Annotated in this window: 15 protein-coding genes and 3 tRNA genes; 9 read left to right on the plus strand and 9 right to left on the minus strand. The window is 58.4% G+C overall.

Going from position 1 to position 20,864, the window contains the following annotated elements; translation table 11 throughout:
* Positions 1–2: 2 nt before the first annotated feature.
* Positions 3–5,201, minus strand: a complete 5,199-nt coding sequence (locus ACB035_RS02335; RefSeq protein WP_371166583.1) for a RecQ family ATP-dependent DNA helicase — start codon at positions 5,199–5,201, stop codon at positions 3–5.
* 260 nt (positions 5,202–5,461) lie between these two features.
* Here ACB035_RS02335 and ACB035_RS02340 point away from each other — a divergent pair, with 260 nt between their 5' ends.
* Together ACB035_RS02340 and ACB035_RS02345 are read left to right on the plus strand one after the other, a co-directional pair.
* Positions 5,462–6,088: a class I SAM-dependent methyltransferase gene (locus ACB035_RS02340; RefSeq protein ID WP_371166584.1), complete on the plus strand. Its 627-nt coding sequence runs from the start codon at positions 5,462–5,464 to the stop codon at positions 6,086–6,088.
* The gene (locus ACB035_RS02345) at positions 6,072–7,145 is read left to right on the plus strand and encodes an HNH endonuclease (protein WP_255909972.1); all 1,074 of its coding nucleotides are present in this window, start codon (positions 6,072–6,074) and stop codon (positions 7,143–7,145) included. The genes ACB035_RS02340 and ACB035_RS02345 overlap by 17 nt, the downstream gene beginning before the upstream one ends.
* A 44-nt stretch (positions 7,146–7,189) precedes the next feature.
* On the opposite strand, the gene ACB035_RS02350 is transcribed toward ACB035_RS02345, so the two are convergent.
* Positions 7,190–7,265, minus strand: a tRNA-Asn gene (locus ACB035_RS02350).
* Between the two features lie 4 nt (positions 7,266–7,269).
* Positions 7,270–7,345, minus strand: a tRNA-Asn gene (locus ACB035_RS02355).
* Between the two features lie 488 nt (positions 7,346–7,833).
* On the opposite strand from ACB035_RS02355, the gene dauA reads away from it, so the two are divergent.
* From dauA to htpG, 4 genes are all read left to right on the plus strand, one after another.
* Positions 7,834–9,570, plus strand: a complete 1,737-nt coding sequence (gene dauA / locus ACB035_RS02360) for a C4-dicarboxylic acid transporter DauA (RefSeq protein WP_371166585.1) — start codon at positions 7,834–7,836, stop codon at positions 9,568–9,570.
* Between the two features lie 183 nt (positions 9,571–9,753).
* A tRNA-Ser gene (locus ACB035_RS02365) sits at positions 9,754–9,841 on the plus strand.
* 184 nt (positions 9,842–10,025) lie between these two features.
* Positions 10,026–10,628 (plus strand): recombination mediator RecR, encoded by a 603-nt coding sequence (recR, locus tag ACB035_RS02370; protein ID WP_371166586.1) that lies wholly within the window; start codon positions 10,026–10,028, stop codon positions 10,626–10,628.
* A 164-nt stretch (positions 10,629–10,792) separates the two neighbouring features.
* Positions 10,793–12,706, plus strand: a complete 1,914-nt coding sequence (htpG, locus tag ACB035_RS02375) for a molecular chaperone HtpG (RefSeq protein WP_005352676.1) — start codon at positions 10,793–10,795, stop codon at positions 12,704–12,706.
* A gap of 105 nt (positions 12,707–12,811) precedes the next feature.
* On the opposite strand, the gene ACB035_RS02380 is transcribed toward htpG, so the two are convergent.
* From ACB035_RS02380 to pspF, 6 genes are all read right to left on the minus strand, one after another.
* Entirely contained in the window at positions 12,812–13,597 is a 786-nt protein-coding gene (locus tag ACB035_RS02380; RefSeq protein WP_005333681.1) for an ATP-binding cassette domain-containing protein, read from the minus strand.
* Between the two features lie 34 nt (positions 13,598–13,631).
* Positions 13,632–14,630, minus strand: coding sequence for an oligopeptide/dipeptide ABC transporter ATP-binding protein (locus ACB035_RS02385; protein ID WP_005333679.1), 999 nt, complete (start codon positions 14,628–14,630; stop codon positions 13,632–13,634).
* Positions 14,630–15,523 carry an ABC transporter permease subunit gene (locus tag ACB035_RS02390; RefSeq protein WP_005333677.1) on the minus strand — a complete coding sequence of 298 codons (894 nt, stop codon included), beginning with the start codon at positions 15,521–15,523 and terminating at the stop codon, positions 14,630–14,632. The genes ACB035_RS02385 and ACB035_RS02390 overlap by 1 nt, the downstream gene beginning before the upstream one ends.
* A 35-nt stretch (positions 15,524–15,558) precedes the next feature.
* Entirely contained in the window at positions 15,559–16,518 is a 960-nt protein-coding gene (locus tag ACB035_RS02395; protein ID WP_005333676.1) for an ABC transporter permease subunit, read from the minus strand.
* Positions 16,519–16,520: 2 nt separating this feature from the next.
* Positions 16,521–18,116: an ABC transporter substrate-binding protein SapA gene (gene sapA / locus ACB035_RS02400; protein WP_041202111.1), complete on the minus strand. Its 1,596-nt coding sequence runs from the start codon at positions 18,114–18,116 to the stop codon at positions 16,521–16,523.
* Positions 18,117–18,224: 108 nt separating this feature from the next.
* Positions 18,225–19,253, minus strand: coding sequence for a phage shock protein operon transcriptional activator (gene pspF / locus ACB035_RS02405; protein ID WP_005333674.1), 1,029 nt, complete (start codon positions 19,251–19,253; stop codon positions 18,225–18,227).
* A gap of 196 nt (positions 19,254–19,449) precedes the next feature.
* On the opposite strand from pspF, the gene pspA reads away from it, so the two are divergent.
* The 3 genes from pspA to pspC are packed head-to-tail and all read left to right on the plus strand — an operon-like array spanning position 19,450 to position 20,777.
* Positions 19,450–20,136, plus strand: a complete 687-nt coding sequence (gene pspA / locus ACB035_RS02410) for a phage shock protein PspA (RefSeq protein WP_005361184.1) — start codon at positions 19,450–19,452, stop codon at positions 20,134–20,136.
* 3 nt (positions 20,137–20,139) lie between these two features.
* Positions 20,140–20,376, plus strand: a complete 237-nt coding sequence (pspB, locus tag ACB035_RS02415; protein ID WP_371166587.1) for an envelope stress response membrane protein PspB — start codon at positions 20,140–20,142, stop codon at positions 20,374–20,376.
* The gene (gene pspC / locus ACB035_RS02420) at positions 20,373–20,777 is read left to right on the plus strand and encodes an envelope stress response membrane protein PspC (RefSeq protein ID WP_005333670.1); all 405 of its coding nucleotides are present in this window, start codon (positions 20,373–20,375) and stop codon (positions 20,775–20,777) included. Before pspB ends, pspC begins: the two co-directional genes overlap by 4 nt.
* Positions 20,778–20,864: the final 87 nt, after the last annotated feature.

The following is a 20,864-nucleotide window of genomic DNA, read 5'->3' on the forward strand; positions in this document are numbered from 1 at the left end:
GTTCATAACTCCAGCTCGATTATGGGGATCTCCCAACGTTCGCTGCGCATCTTGGGTTGATACTCATCCTTTTCCTGCTCTTTACGCCGCTCTACCAAGGCGATCACTCTGGCTTCGCGGATTGTATTCACATCGAATTTCCAGGTTTCTTCTCCCTGTAGGGAGAGGCGAGCGATCTTGTGACTGCGGTGATAGACATGGAGCCTGTCCTGTTTGTCGGGGGCAATGCGTACGGCATCGCCTACTTTCAACGCTCTCAGTTCGTTGTGAATAGTCTGGCCTTCATCACTGTGACCTGCATATCCCAACACCAGTTGCGACATACCCATCATGGCGAAACGACGTTGTCTATCCGATCGGGTTGCGTTAGGTCTCTGCACGTAGCAGTGGGAGGCGATCAGTGGAATATGGGGATTACGTTGATCGTGGTGAGCCATGAGAACCAGCCTTTCGATAGCACGTGTCATCCCCACATAGAAGAGGCGCCGCTCTTCTTCCAGGTTACTGGCCGATAGCTCCGCCGCGCGTTGCCAGCCGCCGTCGAGCAGTATCACATGGCGATACTCCTCCCCCTTAACCCCATGTACCGTACTTAACAATACCCCTTTACCGAAGCGGATCTGGCGCTTTTGCTCGCTCAAATACTCGTAGAGGAACATCAGGAAGTGGTGGGCAGAAAGAGCATGCTCTCCCTGGCTGGCTTGCCACTGAGCAATCAGATCGTGCAGTAGCTCCTCCCAACGGTTGGCCAGTGAGAGCGGAGGGAGAGGGGCTGCAAGTTGCTCCGCTGTCAGCAGGGCATGACCTTGCTGTTGTAGCCAATTCTGATAGCGCAAGATTTCACGGCAGCGATGCACAGGAAAACCGTTCTCTTTATCCAGAGTAAAACGACAGGGAATATCAGCATCTGCCAGTGCCGAGCGTACCCAGGCCAGTTCCTCCTTCTCTAGCCCATTACGGGCCAGCACGGCGATAGATTCCAGCGGGCAAGTGGGAGTCTTCTCACGGATAAGCGCGATATGTCTCACGACCTCGGCTGCCTGTTGGGCTGCATCCTGGCACTGCTGGATGATGACGCGACCCTGTGCTGTCTCCATCCCCTCCCAGTGCCCCCCAGCCACTTCCATCTTGCGCCTGTCGTCGATCTCGATGGGATGTGTACGCTTCATGCGATCCTGATTGTGCTCAATCAGGCGGTTGGAGGTCTCGATGATGTGGGCGGTGGAACGATAGTTCCAGGTCAGGAAGTGAGTCTGGGCGTTGTAGTCTTGCTCAAAGCGGCGAATAAAGCTGACGTTCGCGTCGCGAAAGGCGTAGATCGATTGGTCATCATCACCCACAGCCATCAGATGCAGTCGGGCCTCCTCATCCTCTTCGCTTTTGCCCACCAGTGCCGCGATAAGCTGGTACTGTTGTTCATCAATGTCCTGATACTCGTCGACGAGCAGAAATTGCAATCCACCGAGCAGCTTTTCCCGCTGCTCTTCCAATTCGAGACCGAGCTGGTTCTGCTCTCCCCGGAGCAGCTTGATTGCGTCATCAATGATGGTGGTAAAGTCGATATCGTCTGATGTCCGATTTTGCACCGCATTGCCTGTCAGACTCATAGCGAGACCGTGAAAGGTGAATACCGAGACCCGTGCTCCGTCACGCCCCAGCAACTCGGTCAGGCGTCGGCGCAGGGACATCGCCGCATTATGGTTGTAACAGAGCAACATGATCCGCGATGGGGAGATTTGCTTGACCCGCATCAGGTAGGCACAGCGGTGGATAATCACCTTGCTCTTGCCTGAACCCGGGCCTGCCAGTACCAGCAAGTTTTGCTCGGGCGGTGCCTGAACGATCTGCTCCTGGGCACGGTTGTGAAGATCTTCGACAATGCGCTTCCAGGAGTGTTCGCTGGTCGCCAGCTCCAGGATTTTGTTGCGCCCTTTGAAGTAGTGACCGAGGAACTTGTCAGCTTCCATGGAGAAGTAGTCTGTCACCAGCTTTTTGGCTTTCTTGAAGTGCTCCAGGCTGATGCGGGCGTATTCATTCATCACATGGATCTGAATCACCTTCTGGCGATAGTGATGCTCAAGCGGCTGATAGTCTGCCTTGTTGTATTGTTGCTGCCGCTCAGCGGTCAGCGTGAGGGTCATAGCGCTTCGGAACACGGCAAGGCCATTTTGCAGCACGATGGCGTGTTGCTCATGCAGGTAGAGAAGTGCCCGCTCTGCCCCTTTGAGCAACCACTCCTGCTGGCTGCTTGCCTCCCGCTTGTTCATGAGCTGAGCCACATCCATGTCTTCTCGCAGGTATTTGACCAGTTGCTCCAGAGCAAACGACAGCATCACCTGGCGCTGGACACTCTCTTCGCTGCTTGCCAACAGGGTGTAGAGAAAATCGAGGGTGGCGCCTGTGACTCGATGGCGTTGATCAATTGTCTGTTCAATCTGGGACCAGGTTCGGTTGAAGGTGAGTTGGTAAAGATCCCGAGAGAGATATTTGACATCAATGGAGCCTTTCTTGCCCCCCGAGCGACCATCCTGGGCCCAGCTGGTCAGCAAATTGCGCAGCAAGCCAGGGTTACACCGCTCATGCCCCAGATCTTTGATGGCCTGATTGACCAGTCGAATGTTAAAGATCAGCCCTTGCCCTGTATCAGGTTCGGGTTCTTTTTCACGCAAGGTGTCCAGCATCGCCTTTTCAATGCTGTGTACTTGCCCGCAGAGCACCCGGGCATTGTCTCTTCCTTTGGGGCGAAGCCAGGTAGTCAGTAACATCCCCTGAGAGAGAAGACCGACATCCGCCATCCGGGTGAGTACCCGCATCACTTCGCTGGCCTGAACACCACTTCCCTTGTCTGCCATGTATTGGCCTGCCTCTTCGGCGATGGTATCGGCACTGAGGCCATCATCGTCGGCAGCACTCATCAGCGCCTGGATAACCGCTTGCCATATGGCTTTGGCCTTGGGGGCCAGTTTCAGACTCTCTACCCTTTTCATCGCCTCCTCGGTGGAGGCAAACAGGGGACGACCCTGAAATACCTGAGTGATGTTGTCACTACGTTCCAGATAGCCCGCTCGTTCGAGCCAGGTAATAGCTGTTTTGACTTTGGTATCCGCATTGCTGTCATCGGCAGCGAAGCTGGTTTCTACCTCTGGCTGGTTGATGAGCTCTGCACAGGTGGCGACCAGTGGCGAGTTGTTATCCTGCTTGCCTCCTTTGCTGGCTCTGAGCCTTATTCCGCGCAGAATCTGTTTGATATCGCGCAGGCTGACTTCACTCATGGCCTCGAGCTGGAACTGTTTCTCGATATCTTGTTCATCAAACAGCAATACGCAGTGGGCTTGTGCTGTATCGCGGCCAGCTCGTCCCGCTTCCTGTAGATAGTTTTCGAGGGAGCCGGGGATATCGGCATGGATCACCAAACGCACATCATCCTTGTCGATCCCCATCCCGAAGGCATTGGTCGCGCAGATGACCCGGATCTCACCATTGATAAATTGTTCGAGGGTGGTTTTCTTCTGGGCACTGTCCATGCGGGCGTAAAAGCGTGAGACAGGGAGGGATTGTTGCTGACCGAGGAAATCGGCCAGCTCGTCCACGCTGCGCTTGGTTGCGCAGTAGATAACGCAGGAACCGGGCTTTTCCTCACCGAAGAACTGCTCGAGCAGGTTAAGGATATGGCCCTGTTTATTGAGACCGGGGCACTCAACGACGGCATATTCGAGGTTGGTACGTTCAACCCCTCCTTCCAGTCTGAGAAGAGGTCGGGGCTGTTTATCGAGAAACTGGGCGCAAATATCTTCAATCACATCCGGTTTGGCGGTCGCGGTATAGCAGAAGACAGGAGGCATGGGGACCTGCTGTTCCTTGGCAATTGTGGCGATGGCCTTGGCGCAGTAGAGATAGTCAGGGCGAAAATCATGTCCCCATTTCGACAGGCAGTGCGCTTCGTCAAATACCCAGCCACCGATTTGACGTTGTCGTATTGCTTGTTTGACTGTGCGGTTGCGCAACTGCTCGGGGGAGATATAGAGCAAGGCGATATCCCCCATGCGGATCTGTTCAAGAATCGCGCCTCGCTCTGGTAGCGTCAGCAGCCCCGAGATAGCGGCAACCCCTTCAATACCGGCCTTGTGTTTAAGGTTGTCCACTTGATCTTTCATCAGTGCCTGCAGGGGGGATATCACGACCGTGAGAGCACCGCTTCGCTGGTTACGCACCAGTGCCGGGAGCTGGTAGCAGAGCGACTTACCGCCGCTGGTTGGGAGTATGCCGAGCAATGCGACGCCAGCCATGGCTTCCTCGATCAAGGTCTTCTGCAATGGTGTCCCATCAGGCAGGTTGCGAAAGTTGTCGAGCTCGAAAATTCGCTGCAGATGGCGGCGTGCGTCGTGGTTCTCCTTACAATAGCTGCAGTCAGCATGACCGCAGTGACGTTCACGAACTGTGTGAATGATTTCTGCGGTCTGGGGGAAGCGGCGCCAAATCCAGGGGGGCAACACGGAGTTCCCCCCGGACACGGGCAACCAGGCGCAGGCATAAGCCAATGGTAACAACAGCATGGGTTGACGCAGGGCATCACCAATTACTCGGTTGAGCTGATTGGGGCACGCTTTCTCATGGGCAATGCTCTTGATGAGAGTGGGTAGCTCCGAGACCCGCACTGGCGGGCGGTCTGTCAGTCTGGCAAACACCAGTGACAGACCCTGAGTGTTAAATTGCGCTATGACTCCCTGGTCAAACAGATATTGATAAAGCTGCAATTGGGACAGGGGTAAGGCTTGTAGTGCTATCAGCTGTTCCGAGAAAATCTGCAATGCGAGCCTTGCATCCGCGACCGGGTCATTGAGGGTATCTCGAACCAGTTTGTAATCCTTGACCAAGCGGTGATAGGGGTTTTTGGGAAAGGCAAGGGGAGATAGATAGAGGGTATCTATTACCGGCTTTTCGAGAAGTAACTGAGGGCGTACAGCCTGTTTGGCCAACCAGGGGAGATCAAAATCGAGAATATTGTGACCAAGGATCACATCCGCCCTTTGTGCCAGCGCATTTAACTCCTTGAGTGCGAGATCCTGCGGGCCCTTGAGATTGAGTTCACGACCAGCCAGGAGCGCCCCCAGATGACGGAGTTTTCCGTCCCGGGTCAGTTCAAGGTCAAAGGAAAGAATCTTGTCATCCCCAAACAGGGTCACGACATCAGTCGAGTTCATTAATAGCCATCTCCATCTGGCGTTGACCTCTCATGGCGATAATAAGTGCCAAGAGATCAGTGAGTTGGCCGAATATTACCCGAAATGTTGAATGATGGCATCATTCAGAGCCCTCTGGCCGCGGTTCTTTTGGCGGACACCCGGTTTTGTAAATGCCGCTGCCCGATTAATCGTTCATGTTGGGAAAGTGTCGTTCTGGCCATGGCCAACTAACTGATCTTGTGAGATTATTTTACTTCCTTCTCCGTTCGGAACGCATTGTGTCCCTCGACTACTACCAGTGCCATGCCACCGAATTGGCGACTCGTTACCAACAGGTATCTGCGCGCGCCGTTCACGGCGACTGGCTCACACTGCTGGAGCCTTGGCTCCTTGCGGCACCGCGCAGGTTACTCGATGTAGGGGCCGGCAGTGGTCGTGATGCCGCGTTTTTAGCCGAGCTCCATCAGGGCAACATGGTGGTCGCTGTCGAGCCATGTCAGGCACTTGCTGTGCAGGGGCAATGTCATACCTGTGAGGCTGCGGTGGCGTGGGTCAATGATGCTATGCCGGCTCTCTCTTGCGTGACGGGCACTTTTGATCTGATTTTGCTCAGTGCTGTCTGGATGCATCTACCCCCGGAATCCCGTCCCTTGGCGCTGGCACGTCTTCATGAGCTGCTCTCACCAGATGGTTATCTGGTACTGAGTCTTCGCCTGGTTATCTCGGAGCAGGAGATGCGGGAGCGAGCCATGTATCCGGTAGCTGTCGATGAAGTGGAGCTGCTTGCATTGGAGGGGGGGATGACACTTCTCCATGTGTCAGAACCACAGGGGGATGCCTTGGCGCGTAGCGGCTTGAGTTGGCAGAGTCTGATCCTTGGAGGCGAACATGCACGCTTCCCCTGAGCAGCAACTCTCTTTTATTGCCTATCTGCAACGCATCTTTACCGAAGGCGATTTTGTTGCCACTTACAAGTGCGCCTTGCTTCACGGGATTGCAGATATCGCAATTGAGCGCAGTACCGAGACCCATGAGCTGATGGCGGCGCGCACTATTACGCTGGACGAACTGGCCACCAAGTTTGTGGAGCTCTATTGGCAGCACAGTCTGCCCTACTCGGCGACGGGAGAAACGGCCACCTTGCTCAAACAGAGCAGCGGTCGTCAGGCCATCATGCTGACGGAGTTGTCCCGGCTGCGTGAAGAGGGGGTCCGCTCGGTAACTGCACTGCGTCGTCACGACGCCTGGCGGCCTCTTCTTGCCCGAGTTCGGCGCATCCTTGTTGAGGGACCCTTGTGGCGTCTGCAGATCCTGGGTGGGCGAGAGGAGTGCCACCTCTATCCTCATCAAAGGGGCGCGGATCATATCTGCCTTAACCCCGGCATTCTCTACTGTCTCCACCGCTTTTACGATCTGGTGGTCTCCCTCTCCCGACAGCATTGGTTACAGCTTATCTGCGACATCAAGGGTAATCAGCCACTGATTGGCCCAAGTGTGGGGTTGGAGAATTTTCTATTTGGTTCAAGCCGTCAGGCACTGGGGCGAGTAGGAGAGGTATTGAGGGACTTGCAGGGAGGAACCTGTTTTTACTGTAACAAGGCGATACACGGGAGTGGTGAGGTAGACCATTTCATCCCCTGGCGTCGTTATCCAATCGATTTGGGCCACAACTTCGTACTGGCACACGCCAACTGTAACCGGAGCAAACGGGATTTTCTTGCCGCTCCCGAGCACAGGGATGCTTGGTACGAGCAGAATATCCTGACTCACGGGGCGTACCTCACGGACGAGCTGGCCCCTCTGGTGAGCGTCGATGCCGAGCGTTCTACTGCCATCGCCACTTGGGCCTATCAGCAAGCACTCCTTGAGCATGCCAGGTTGTGGCGTGGTATTGACCTGTTTGTTGACGTGACAGCCCCCAGTGTGGGGATGAGTAATCTAGGCTTCTCTAGACTCTTCTGAGGCAGATACGAAAAAGCCCAGCCAAAAGGCTGGGCTTTAGAATTTGGCTCCCTCGACAGGACTTGAACCTGTGACATACGGATTAACAGTCCGCCGTTCTACCGACTGAACTACGAGGGAAAAGTGGCTCCTCCTACTGGACTTGAACCAGTGACATACGGATTAACAGTCCGCCGTTCTACCGACTGAACTAAGGAGGAATTGCCTGTCTCGTTAAGACGGGGCGAATATTAATGACCAGGGCGGCGGGTGTCAACCCGCGAATTTCCCGAAAACCGGATTTTCGGATTGTTTGCCCAAAAGTTGTGCTTTGCGGTTTATTTTCAGCACAATCAGTCTCTTGCCATCACTGCCCCCAACCGGCCCAAGGGGTTATTGGCTCGGTTCGCATCAACCTGATGATGCCAGTATGATGCCGCGAACGTGCTGGTAACACAGTGAGGCTCAAATGGTAATCTTTGTGGCAAAAAGGGGGAGAGCAGGAGCCAAGATCGGCGATTTGGCGGCAAATAGGCCAAATAATGGGTGAGCGCGCGTTTCATTGATCCTGCCCATCGAAAAAATGGCCCGTCTGGAGTAAGGTTACGCAGGATACCATCGCCGCGTCGACAGCCCTGCCGGCCCTTGATGATGATCGGGCGCCGGATCTCTCCGGCCTTTATCTCCCTCTTCTGGTATTACGATATACATGCACAAGCAAGCCTCTTTAAATAGCGTGAAGCTCGCCATAGCCTTACGCCAGTCCTGTATTGATGAACCCTATAGCATGGCCCGCTTCGGCCGTGATCTTATCGCCGGTGTGACGGTGGGCATCATCGCCATCCCGCTCGCCATGGCGCTGGCCATCGCCAGCGGTGTGCCGCCGCAACACGGTCTCTATACCGCCATCATTGCCGGTATCGTGATCGCCGTGACCGGTGGCTCCCGTTACTCCATCTCCGGCCCGACTGCTGCCTTTGTGGTGATCCTCTATCCGGTTGCCCAGCAGTTCGGGGTAGGTGGTCTGTTGATGGCAACGCTCATCTCAGGCCTCTTTCTGGTGGCGATGGGGATGGCCCGTCTTGGTCGCCTTATCGAGTACATTCCCCCGTCAGTGACGCTGGGCTTTACCGGTGGTATCGCCATCGTGATCGCCACCTTGCAGATCAAGGACTTCTTTGGACTGAGCGTGCCCGAGATGCCGGAAACCTATCTGGGCAAGGTCGAAGCGCTGGCCGCCGCCCTGCCAAGCTGGCAGTGGGGCGATACCCTGGTGGGAGTCGCAACGCTGGCCGTGCTGCTGCTCTGGCCGCGCCTGCGTCTGCCGGTGCCTGGCCACCTGCCCGCAGTGCTGGTCGGGGTAGGTCTGGGTTTTGGTCTCCATTACTTTGGGGTGGATGTGGCCACCATCGGCAGCAAGTTCAGCTATACCCTGGCTGATGGCACCCAGGGGATGGGGATCCCACCCATCGCGCCGACCCTGGTGATGCCCTGGGCCTTGCCCGGACCGGATGGCTTGCCAGTTGAATGGAACCTGGCGGCAGTTGAGCGGCTGCTGCCTGCCGCCTTCTCCATGGCAATGCTGGGGGCGATCGAGTCGCTGCTCTGCGCTGTCGTGCTCGATGGCATGACCGGTCGCAAACACAGCTCCAACGCCGAGCTGGTAGGGCAGGGGCTTGGCAACATCTTCGCTCCCTTCTTTGGCGGCATTACCGCTACCGCCGCCATCGCCCGCTCTGCCGCCAACGTGCGTGCCGGCGCTACGTCCCCCATCTCGGGGATCGTCCATGCGCTGGTGGTGCTGGCCGCCATTCTGGTGCTGGCCCCCTGGCTCTCCTGGTTGCCGCTCTCGGCCATGTCTGCCTTGCTGCTCATCGTGGCCTGGAACATGAGTGAAGCGCATAAGGTGGTGGAGCTGATCCGTCGCGCCCCCAAATCCGATGTGCTGGTGCTGCTGGTCTGCCTGTCACTCACCGTCATTTTCGACATGGTCATCGCCATCACCTTCGGGGTGATCCTGGCCTCCCTGCTCTTTATGCGCGAAATCGCCAAGATGACCAAACTGCACGATTTGGCCGAGCACAAGCGCTATGCCCATGAGGTGCCGGACAATGGCCTGCTCTACAAGATCAACGGCCCGCTCTTCTTCGCTGCGGCCGAACGGGTCTTTGCCGAGCTGGAAGCACAAGTGAAAGGGCACCAGGTGCTGGTATTGCAGATGGAGGCGGTTTCCATCCTCGATGCGGGCGGCCTGTCTGCCTTCCTCCACTTTGGCAAGCAGATGGCTAAAGCCGGTGTCGAGTTGCGGGTGGCCGAGTTGCAGTTCCAACCGCTCAAGACCCTGGCACGGGCCAAGGTGCGGCCGCAGCCCGGCAAGCTGGAGTTTTACGGCTCGCTGGAAGAGGCGCTCAAAGGTGAACATTTGCACGAAGCGGCAGTAAATTGATTGAAAGGGATACGAAACGGCATATTTTTGGTCACTTAGTTCGGATATTGAGCAAGCGAACGCAAAAAGTAAAAAATTGCATTGACCAAAAGCCATCGTATCCCTTACATTACGCCCCGTCGCCGCGGCATGGTCCGCCAGCGAATGTGCTGCTCAAGCACATAAAGCAGTGAGCAAAAATTTGGTGAGGTGTCCGAGTGGCTGAAGGAGCACGCCTGGAAAGTGTGTATACGGCAACGTATCGAGGGTTCGAATCCCTCCCTCACCGCCACATTGCAAAGCCCTGATGGAAACATCAGGGCTTTTTGCTATCCGCGTTTTTGCGAGCGCTGTGGGCAAGCCGATGGCGATGGGCGGCGGGCTCGGGTATAGTCCTGCGCCAATGGCGTTATCCTGTTTTGCTGACCCGTCGTGGCCCTGGTGGTGGCGAGGGGCAGGCCCGTGTAAGGAGTGTTATGAAGTTCAGTCCCCTGCTCGATGAGATGATGAAAGCCCTGCAGGTATTACCGGGGGTGGGGCCCAAGTCTGCCCAGCGGATGGCCTTTACCCTGCTCGAGCGTGAGCGCAGCGGCGGTTTGCGGTTGGCCCAGCTGCTCTCTCGCGCCCTGACCGAGATCGGTCATTGCAACCACTGCCGCACCTTTACCGAGAACGACCGCTGCGATATCTGCGCCAATCCCAAGCGGGAAGAGAATGGCCTGCTCTGCGTGGTGGAGAGCCCGGCGGACGTGGCGGCCATCGAGCAGACCGGTCAGTTTTCCGGTCGTTACTTTGTGCTGATGGGCCATCTGTCGCCGCTGGACGGCATAGGCCCGGAGGAGCTGGGGCTCGATATTCTCGAGCGCCGTCTGAAGGAAGAGCACATCAGCGAGCTGATCCTCGCCACCAATCCCACCATTGAAGGGGATGCCACCGCCTGGTATATCGCCGATATGGCCCGCACCGCCGGGGTAGAGGTGAGCCGCATCGCCCACGGGGTGCCGGTAGGGGGCGAGCTGGAGCTGGTGGATGGCACCACGCTCTCCCACTCCCTGATGGGTCGCCAGCGCCTCAAGTAAGGGGCGGGTGGCGGCAAGTCGCGAAAAACTGAACATAAAATCGGCGGTTACACGTCAACAGGGGGCGAATGAGCAGGATTGCACATTCGCCCCCTTGATATTTGGATCCCTGTCCCCATCTAGGTTGGGCATATGTTCAACCCGATGTTTCTGAGGATTGGTCCATGACCCAAAGTGTTCATGCCGAAACCCACGGCTTTCAGACTGAAGTCAAACAACTGCTGAGCCTGATGGCTCACAGCCTCTACTCCAACAAAGAAGTATTCCTGCGCGAGCTGATCTCCAACGCCTCCGATGCGGCGGACAAGCTGCGCTTCAAGGCGCTTTCCGATGCCTCTTTGTTCGAAAACGACGGCCAGTTGCGTGTGCGTCTGGTGGTGGACAAAGAGAAGCGTACCCTGACCATCTCCGATAACGGGATCGGTATGACCCGTGATCAGGTGATTGAGCATCTGGGTACCATCGCCAAGTCCGGCACCGCAGAATTCTTCAAAAACCTCTCCGGCGATCAGGGTAAGGATTCCCAACTGATCGGTCAGTTCGGGGTCGGTTTCTACTCCGCCTTTATCGTGGCCGACAAGGTGACCGTGGTCTCCCGTGCCGCCGGTACTGCTCCGGAGCAGGGCGTACAGTGGGAATCGGAAGGGGAAGGCTCCTTCACCGTCGCTGATGTGACCAAAGAGGGTCGCGGTACCGATGTCATCCTGCACCTGCGTGCCGAAGAGGACGAGTTCCTCGACGACTGGCGTCTGCGCTCCGTGGTGGGCAAATATTCCGATCACATCAGCGTGCCTGTAGAGATGTACAAAGAAGGCACCCCGGATCGCGAAGAGGATGGTGAGACCATCGTCGGCACCCCGGGCGAGTGGGAGCAGGTCAACCGCGCCACGGCACTGTGGACCCGCAACCCGAAAGATATCAAGGACGAGGAGTATCAGGAGTTCTACAAGCACGTCGCCCACGACTTTGAAGATCCGTTGCTGTGGGGTCACAACCGGGTGGAAGGCGCGCAGGAGTACACCAGCCTGCTCTACGTGCCGGCCCGCGCACCGTTTGACCTCTATAACCGCGAGCAGAAGCACGGCCTGAAGCTCTACGTGCAGCGCGTCTTCATCATGGATGACGCCGAGCAGTTTATGCCGACCTACCTGCGCTTCGTCAAAGGGGTGCTGGACTCCAACGATCTGCCGCTCAACGTTAGCCGTGAAATCCTGCAGGACAACAAGGTGACCGCCTCCCTGCGCAAGGCTTGCTCAAAGCGCGTGTTGACCATGCTCTCCAAGCTGGCGAAAGACGATGCCGAGAAGTACGCCAAGTTCTGGAAAGAGTTCGGTAACGTGCTCAAAGAGGGCCCGGCCGAGGATTACGCCAACCGCGAAGAGATCGCCAAGCTCCTGCGCTTTGCCAGCACCGCTGGCGAGGGCGAAGCCCAGACTGTCTCTCTTGAGGATTACGTTGGTCGCATGAAGGAAGGCCAGCAGAAGATCTACTACATCACTGCTGACTCCTATGCCGCTGCCAAGAACAGCCCGCACCTCGAGATCTTCCGCAAGAAGGGTGTCGAAGTGCTGCTGATGTGGGAGCGCGTGGACGAGTGGCTGATGAGCCACCTGACCGAGTTCGACGGCAAGCAGCTTATCTCCGTCACCCGTGGCGAACTGGATCTCGGCGATCTGGAAGACGAAGCCTCCAAGCAGGCCCAGGAAGAGGCCGAGAAGGCCAACGCCGGTCTGGTGGAGCGGGTCAAGAAGAGCCTGGGCGATGCAGTGAAAGAGGTGCGTGTCACCCACCGTCTGACCGACTCCCCCTCCTGCATCGTCACCGACGCCTACGGTATGAGCACCCAGATGATCAAGCTGATGCGTGCGGCCGGCCAGCCGGTACCGGAGCAGAAGTACATTCTGGAGCTCAACCCTGACCATGCGCTGGTGAAGAAACTCGACACCATTGAAGACGAGGCACTGTTCGGTGAGTGGGTCACCCTGCTGCACGAACAGGCCCAGCTGGCCGAGCAGGGCGGGCTGAACGATCCGGCGAGCTTCGTCTCCCGCATCAACCGTCTGTTGCTGCAAGCCTAAGCAGCAACGCCGGTAACAGAAAGCCCACTGCATGCAGTGGGCTTTTTTGATCTCGCCGTGTGAGCTCGGCGAAACACAGCGGTGAGGGAGGTGGCCAGCGCCTCTCTATTTGCGGTATTCGTTGTTGTAGTTCTGGATAAGACGGCGAGTCACCTCATGCTGGGGATCGGCAAACACCTTGAGAGTCTTGCCGCGCTCCACCACCCGACCTTCGTGCATTACCAGCACCTCGTCGCTGATATGGCTGACGATGCCCAGATCGTTGGCTACCAGCACATAACTCAGTCCCATGGTCTCCTGCATCTCCAGCAGCAGATTGATGATCTGGGAGCGTACCGAGATATCCAGGGTGGAGAGCGCCTCATCGGCCACCACTATCTTGGGGTTGAGGATCAGCGCGCGCGCCAGCGCCACCCGCTGCTGCTGACCGGAGGAGAGCATCTGCGGATAGAACAGGGCGTGATCCGGCAGCATCCCCACCATACGCAGGGTCTGCACCACCTTCTCGCGGCGCTCCTCCTCGGTCATCTCGGTGTTGAGACGCAGCGGCGTCTCCAGGATCTGGCCGACCCGGATCTTGCGGTTCAGCGAGGTGTTGGGATCCTGAAAAATCATCCGCAGCAGTTTGCAGCGAGTCTGGTAATCGCCATGCACCATCAGCTGGCCGTCGATGGCGATGTCGCCGCTGGTGGGTTCGATCATGCCAGCCAGAATGCGGGCGAGGGTGCTCTTGCCGGAGCCTGCCTCGCCGACGATGGCGAGGGTCTGGCCCACTTCGAGGTCGAACGAGAGGGGCTTGATCGCCTCCACCGCCTGACGACGGAACAGACCGGTGCGGTTCTGGTAGGTTTTGCTAAGGCCTCTGACCTGCAACAGGGACGGCTCGATCACAAGCGGGGCTCCTTCATGGGGGCATTAACGGTCATCATTTTTTCGGCTCCTCCATGTTCAGCGGGAAGTGGCAGCTGAACTGATGGCCCTTGATCTTGTTCATCAACGGAGTCTGCACGCACTGCTTCTGGGCGTAGGGGCAGCGCGGCCCCAGACGGCAACCGATGGGCAGGTGTTGCAGCGGCGGGATGACGCCGGGCAGGGTCTCGAGGCGCGACTTGTGGCGCACCAGCTTGTCAAAGTCGGGGATCGATTTGAGCAGGGCATCGGTATAGGGGTGATGCGGGGTCTCGAGGATCTGCTCCCGGGTGCCCACTTCCACCATCTGGCCGCAGTACATCACGTTGATGGTGTCGGTCAGGTTGGCGATGGCGGCGATGTCGTTGCTGATGATCAGGATGGTGGTATTACCCAGCTTGTTCATCTTGTCCAGCAGTCGCAGGATCTGGGAGTGGGTAGTGGACTCCATGGCGCTGGTGGGCTCGTCGGCTACCAGCAGACGCGGCTGGTTGGCAATGGCCATAGCGATCATCACCTTCTGGCACATGCCATCCGACAGCTCGTGGGGATAGGCGCGCATCACCTTGCGGTGATCCTTGACGCCTACCCGGTGTAGCAGGGCGATGGCCTTCTTCTTGCGCCACTGGAAGCGCTGCCAGAATTGTCCCTCGAACGAATCGGTCGGGATCGCCTCTTCCAGCTGGGTGCCGATCTCCTCGGAGGGGTCGAGACAGCTGATGGGGTCCTGGAAGATCATGGCGATCTCGCGGCCCATGATGCGCCGGCGCTCCTTGGGGGCCATGGTCAGCAGATCCATGTCGTTGAAGCGCATCCGGTCGGCACGAACCGTCCAGTTGTCCTTCTCGATGCCGACGATCACCTTGGCGATCAGACTTTTTCCGGAGCCGGATTCACCCACCAGACCGCGGATCTCCCCCTCGGTCAGGGTCAGGCTCACCTTGTCCACCGCCTTGACCTTGCCTTGCGGGGTGTCGATCTCGATGGTGAGATTGCGAATATCGAGCAGCGGCATCAGTCGTTCCCCTCTTTGAGTGCTTCGCGAATGCCTTCACCAACTAAATTGGTCACCAGCACGCTGAACAGGATGGCGATGCCGGGCAGGGTGACGGTCCATGGGGCGAGATAGATAAGGTCGCTCGAATCGGCCAGCATGGTGCCCCACTCCGGTTGGGGAGATTGGGCGCCGAGGCCAAGAAAACCGACCGCCGAGATATCGAGAATGGCCGCCGACAAGGTGCGGGTGGTCTGGGCCACCAGGGTCTCGACAATGTTGGGCAAAATAGCCAGACGCATGATCCGGAAGGGGGGCGAGCCATCGAGGCGGCTGGCGGTGATGTACTCCTTCTGCATCTCGGCATGTACTGCGTTGTAGGTGGCCCGGATAAAGGGCGGGATCAAGGCGAGCGTAATGGCTATCAGGGTATTGCCAAAACCCGGCCCCATGATGGCAACCATGATGATGGCCATCAGCAGGGAGGGGATGGAGAGCAGGGTATCGAGCAGGTGGTGCAGCACGCTCGATTTAAGCCCCTTGCTCATGCCGCCGAGGATACCGATGGCGGAGCCCACCACCATGGCGATCACCACTACGACCAGCGCATAGCCGAAAGTGAGACGCGCCCCCACCACCAGCCGGGAGAGCATGTCGCGCCCCAGATCGTCGGTGCCGAGGAAGTAGTCGATGTTGCCGGTCGCCGCCCACGAGGGGGCCAGCAGCAGCTTGTCGGTGTGCTGTTCATCGATGCCGTAAGGGACGACCAGCGGCCCCACCAGCGTGATGAGCAGCAACAGCAAAAAGCACCATAGCCCCGCCATCGCCAGCGGGTTGCGGCTGTAGGAGGCCCACGTCTGCTCAAGGGGCGAGAGGATCTTGAGCTCGGGATAGATGTTCGATTTATCTTGCATAGGATACCTGGCTCCTGGTCACGCCATGAGCGCGTTCAATCTTGTTTGGCATACAACTCTTTGCGCCGTGCCGGATAGATAAGGGTGGTCAGCAACTCGGTGCTGACGCTGGTCAGGATAACGAAACTGGCCACCACCAGGGTCGCGCCGCGAATGGCGGCATAATCCTGCAGGGCGATGCTGCTGATGAGCCAGCGGCCGATCCCGTGCCACTCGAACACCACCTCGGTGATCATGGCGGAGGTGAGTACGCTGCCTAGCTGCAGACCCAGCAGCGGCAGTACCGGCGGCAGGGCGTTCTTCAGACCATGGCGCCAGACGATCTGCGCCTTGGAAAGGCCCCTGCTCGCCGCCGCCTTGATGTAGTTCTGCTTCATCACGTCGATGAGGGAGCTGCGCACATGGCGGATCACCTCGGTGGTGGGCACCACCGCCAGCACCAGTGACGGGAGAATGAGGTGGCGCAGGGCATCGTGCAGCGCCGCTTGCCGCCAGGGTTCGTTGCTGAGCAGCACATCGATCACCGCGATGCCGGTAATGGGGGGCACATCGTAGAGCAGGCTGATCTGGCCCGACGCCGGCAACCAGCCGAGATCCAGCGAAAAGAGCATCACCACCAGCAGCGCCAGCCAGAACACCGGCACCGCATAGCCGATAAGACCGGCAGTCATGATGGAGAGATCCAGCGTCTTGCCCTGGGACAGGGCCGCCAGGGTGCCGAGGGGAATGCCCACCAGCAGCGAGATGGCGAACGCCGCCAGACAGAGGATCAGGGTCGCCGGGAAGTAGTGGCGGATCTCGTCCAGCACCGGCAGCCCGGAGACGCTGGAGAGCCCCAGGTCGCCTGCGAAAATGCGGCGCAGGAAGTCGGGATAGCCGCTCCAGAAGCTGAGCTGATGGCCGATCAGCCGATAGTCCAGCAGATAGGCGACAAAGGTCAGCGCCAGCAGAGTGATAAGCAGCAGGTTGATGCGGCGCAAGGTGTATAGAAGCATGCTTACTCCCTGTGAGCCTGGTTGAAGGAGGTGCCGCCAAAGGGCATCAGCGTCAGTCCCTCGATGTCGCTGCGGCTGACCTGGGTACGCAAGGCGTGTGCCAGCGGGATCAGCGGCAGCTGTTCGTTGAGCAGGGTCTGGGCATAGTAGTAGTTACGCAGCCGGAACGAGAGCTGGGGCGTGGTGACCGCATCATCCAGCAGTTGATCGAAGGCCGGGCTACACCAGCGGCTGTAGTTGTTGCCCCGCTCCACTGCCGAGCAGCTCAGCAACTGGCGGAAGAAGTTGTCCGGATCGGCGTTGTCGGCAATCCAGCCGGAGAGCAGACTGTCGTACTGCCCCTTGGTGAGGCGCCCTTCGATCACCGGCCACTCCCGTTGCACGATCTTGAGCTTGATCCCGACCTTGGCCAGATCGCTGCGGATCAGCTGGGCGGTCTTGACCGCATCCGGGTTGTAGGGGCGGGCGTCCGGCTGTACCAGTACCTGCATCTCGAACCCTTTCTCCAGTCCCGCCTCCTTGAGCAGCTGGCGCGCCCGTTTCAGGTCGGGTTTGCGCTCGGGCAGGCTGGGGTTGTACCCCCATGAGAGGGTCGGCAGCAGGCTGTTGGCGGGCAGACCGGTATCGAAATAGACCGCCTGCAGCAGGTTGTCGATATTGATGGCGCTGGCAATGGCCTGCCGCACCTTGACGTTGTTGAACGGCGGCTTGCGGGTATTGAGGGCCAAAAAGGCGACGTTCATCCCCGACTGGACCGAGAGGCTCAGCGCCGGATTTTGCTTGATCACTGAGAGCTGGCTGGCGGAAGGGGTGCTCATCACGTCGCACTCGCCGGTCAGCAGCTTGGCCAGCCGTTTGGCGGATTTGGGGGTGATGTCGTAGACCAGCTGTTCAATCTTGGCATCGCCGCCCCAGTAGCCAGGGTGGCGCAGATAGCGGATGAACTCGTTGTGGCGATACTCCTTGAAGCTGAACGGCCCGGTGCCGATGGGGCGGCTATCCAGCAGGGCTGGCGTGCCCGCCTGCAACATCTGCTCGGCGTATTCGGCGGAGAGGATCACCGCATAGTCGCTGGCCAGAGTGGCGAGGAAGGAGGCGTTCGGCTGATTCAGCTCGAATACCACCGTCTGCGGCCCCTTCTTGCTCACCCGCTTGATCAGCAGATCTTGCCCCAGGCTGTAGAAGTAGGGGTAATCGCCGCCGGACACATTGTGATAGGGGTGCTGCTCGTCAAGCTGGCGGGCATAGGTGAAGACCACGTCATCGGCATTGAAAGTGCGGGTGGGCTTGAACCAGGGGGTATGGTGAAACGTCACCCCCTTGCGCAGGGTCAGGGTATAGGTGAGGCCATCCTCGCTGACATGCCAGTTGGTGGCGAGCGCCGGCTCCAGCGCCAGGGTGTTGGGGTTCACCTCCAGCAGGCGGTCGTAGAGCGGACGGGCACTGGCATCCAGTGTCACCCCGGAGTTGGAAACATGGGGATTGAAGGAGAGGGGGGATCCCTCAGCACAATAGATGAGTCCGGTTTTGGAGGCCTCGGGTTGCTTCTGGCAGCCGGTGACCAGCACCAGCAGACCCAGCAGCAAGGGTGTGAGCATTCTCATTGTTGAACCATGTTCTTATAGGGGTTTTGTACGCACGTTTTGATACAAATGTGCCAGCGCGAAGGCTGGCGTGTTGCTGGAGTCGGCATCAACCGCGCTCCTTCACTCTTGTTCTGCATCGTTATCGCCATCCAGCAGCTGATATTTGCGTAGCATGCCACGGAACTGGTGATAGCTTAAGGCCAGCAGTTGAGCGGCTTTGCGCTGATTATACTGGGATTGCTGCATCGCTTGCTTGAGTAAATTAATCTCGTACTCCGCCACCGCCTGCTTGAGATCGAGCGGCAAGGCGAGGGGGGATGCAGATTGTACCTCGCTTCGTGCCTCTTGCGCAGGTTGCGTGACCTGTGGTCGCCAGGGGGAATCAAACGGGTTGAGCACTAGGGTCGAGAGCGGCAGCTGGGGATTACCCTGACGATAGATGCTGCGCTCCACCACGTTCTTCAGCTCTCTCACGTTGCCCGGCCAGTGGTAATCCAGCAGTAGCTGGGTTGCCTTGCGCGAGAAACCGGCAAACAGCGGATAGCCCAGCTCCCGGGTCATGCTGTGGGCGAAGTGCTCCGCCAGCATCAGGATATCTTCCCGCCGCTCCCGCAAGGGGGGGAGGGTGATCACATCAAACGCGAGCCGGTCGAGCAGATCGTGGCGAAACTGCCCCTTGTCGGCCAGCGCAGGGAGATCCTCGTTGGTGGCGCAGACCAGTCGCACATCCACCTTGAGGGGCTTGGCCCCACCCACCCGCTCGAACTCGCCATACTCGATGACCCGCAGCAGCTTCTCCTGCACTCGGGCGCTGGTGGTGGCCAGCTCGTCGAGGAACAGAGTGCCGCCATCGGCCCGCTCGAAGCGGCCTTGGTGGCGCTTGGCCGCGCCGGTAAACGATCCCGCCTCGTGACCGAACAGCTCGGTTTCCAGTAGGCTCTCGCTCAGAGTGGCACAGTTGATGGTGACAAAGCTTTGATCCCAGCGCGCCGAGAGATAATGTAGGCGGTGGGCGATCAGCTCCTTGCCCGTCCCCCGCTCACCGATGATCAACACGGGTTTGCGCAGCGGGGCGAGCCGTGAGGCCTGCTCAATGATCTCGAGAAATGCGTTGGATTCCCCCAGCAGGCTTTCCGTGGCCGTGGTCATAGTGATCCCTGTCAGTTGTAAAAGCTGGTCAATCTTACCAAAAGTTGGTGATTTTAATCATCTCTTGCGCGAGACATCTTGCAATTCGGCTATTCTGCCCCATATAAATCAACAAGTTAAATTTTGTTCCAGATTGGCACACAAGTTGCCATTGTCAATGGAGAAACAACGCCATGCCAATAACAGGAGTGCAATCATGAGTATTTTTTCCCGTCTGGCCGACATCATCAATTCCAACCTGACGGCCCTGCTCGACAAGGCAGAAGATCCCCAGAAGATGGTGCGCCTGATCATCCAGGAGATGGAGGACGAGCTGGTCAAGGAGCGCTCCAATCTGGCTCGCTTCCTCGCCAGCCAGAAAGAGATTGGCCGTCAGGTCGCCCGTCATCAGGAGCGGGTCGACGAGTGGCAAGCCAAGGCCGAGCTGGCCCTGACCAAAGGGCGTGAAGATCTGGCCCGCGCCGCCCTTATCGAGAAGAAGAAACAGACCGAGTTGTCAGAGACCCTCTACCGCGAGCAGCAGGCGGTAGACAGCGGTATCGAGAAGCTGGGTGAGGAGATCCGCCAGCTCGAAGCCAAGCTGGAAGATGCCCGCGCCCGTCAAAAGGCGATGGCTATTCGCACCGAAGCGGCCAGCAGCCGTCTCAATGTGCAGAGCCAGGTAGCCCGTGGCGAGAGCCAGGCGGTGGTGAGCAAGTTTGAGCGGATGGAGCGTCGCATCGACGAAATGGAAGCGCGCGCCGATCTGGGTCAGTCCGACAAGGCGCTGGCGCAGCAGTTTGCCGAGCTGGAAGTGGACGATCAGATAAGTCGTGAGCTGGAAGCCATGCGCCAGAAGCTGGGCCAGGGCGACAGCAAAAGCGAAGGCAAACAGGGGGAGTAACAGATGGACGATCTGCTGGGCGTATTGATGGTTCCCATGGTGGTCTTCATGGTGGTGGTAGCCCCCATCTGGCTGGTGCTGCACTATCGTGCCAAGGGGCGGATTGGCGCCGGTCTTGCCGATAGCGAGCGGGAACAGCTGCAAGGGCTGCTGGCTCGCACCGAGAAGATGCAGGAGCGAGTGGGCGCGCTGGAATCGATTCTGGATGCGGAAGTACCCGGTTGGAGGAACAAGGTATGAGCAGTGTCAGTCGTGAAGGGCGTAACCTCTATCGCGATCCCCAGCGTGGCAAGATAGCCGGGATCTGTGCCGGTTTGGCTGAGTATTTCGGGGTGGAGACCTGGATCGTGCGGTTGCTCGCCATCAGTGGCCTCATCTTCGCCGGTTTCATCACCTTCACCGCCTATATCGCCGCCTGGTTCTTGCTCGACAAAAAGCCGGTCACCCTCTATTCGCAAGAGGATGCCGACTTTGCCGAGGTGCGGATGAAGGCCCGCAGCTGGCAGGCGGGGATCACCCCGCATCAGGCGCTGGGCCGCATCGCGCAGGAACTTGACGCGCTGGAGCCTAGAGTTCAGCGGATCGAGAAGCTGGTGACCTCCAGGGAGTTCACCCTGCAGCGGGAGTTTCGCAAGCTGTAGTGCTTGCTGAAGCCCCCATGTCGATGGCGGCGCCTCCCGTGATGCGCCACCATCGACACCAGCTATCCAGATGCAACCACCAAGGGA

The sequence above is a fragment of the Aeromonas sp. S12(2024) genome, from assembly GCF_041402305.1.
Classification (GTDB): Bacteria; Pseudomonadota; Gammaproteobacteria; order Enterobacterales; family Aeromonadaceae; genus Aeromonas; species Aeromonas veronii.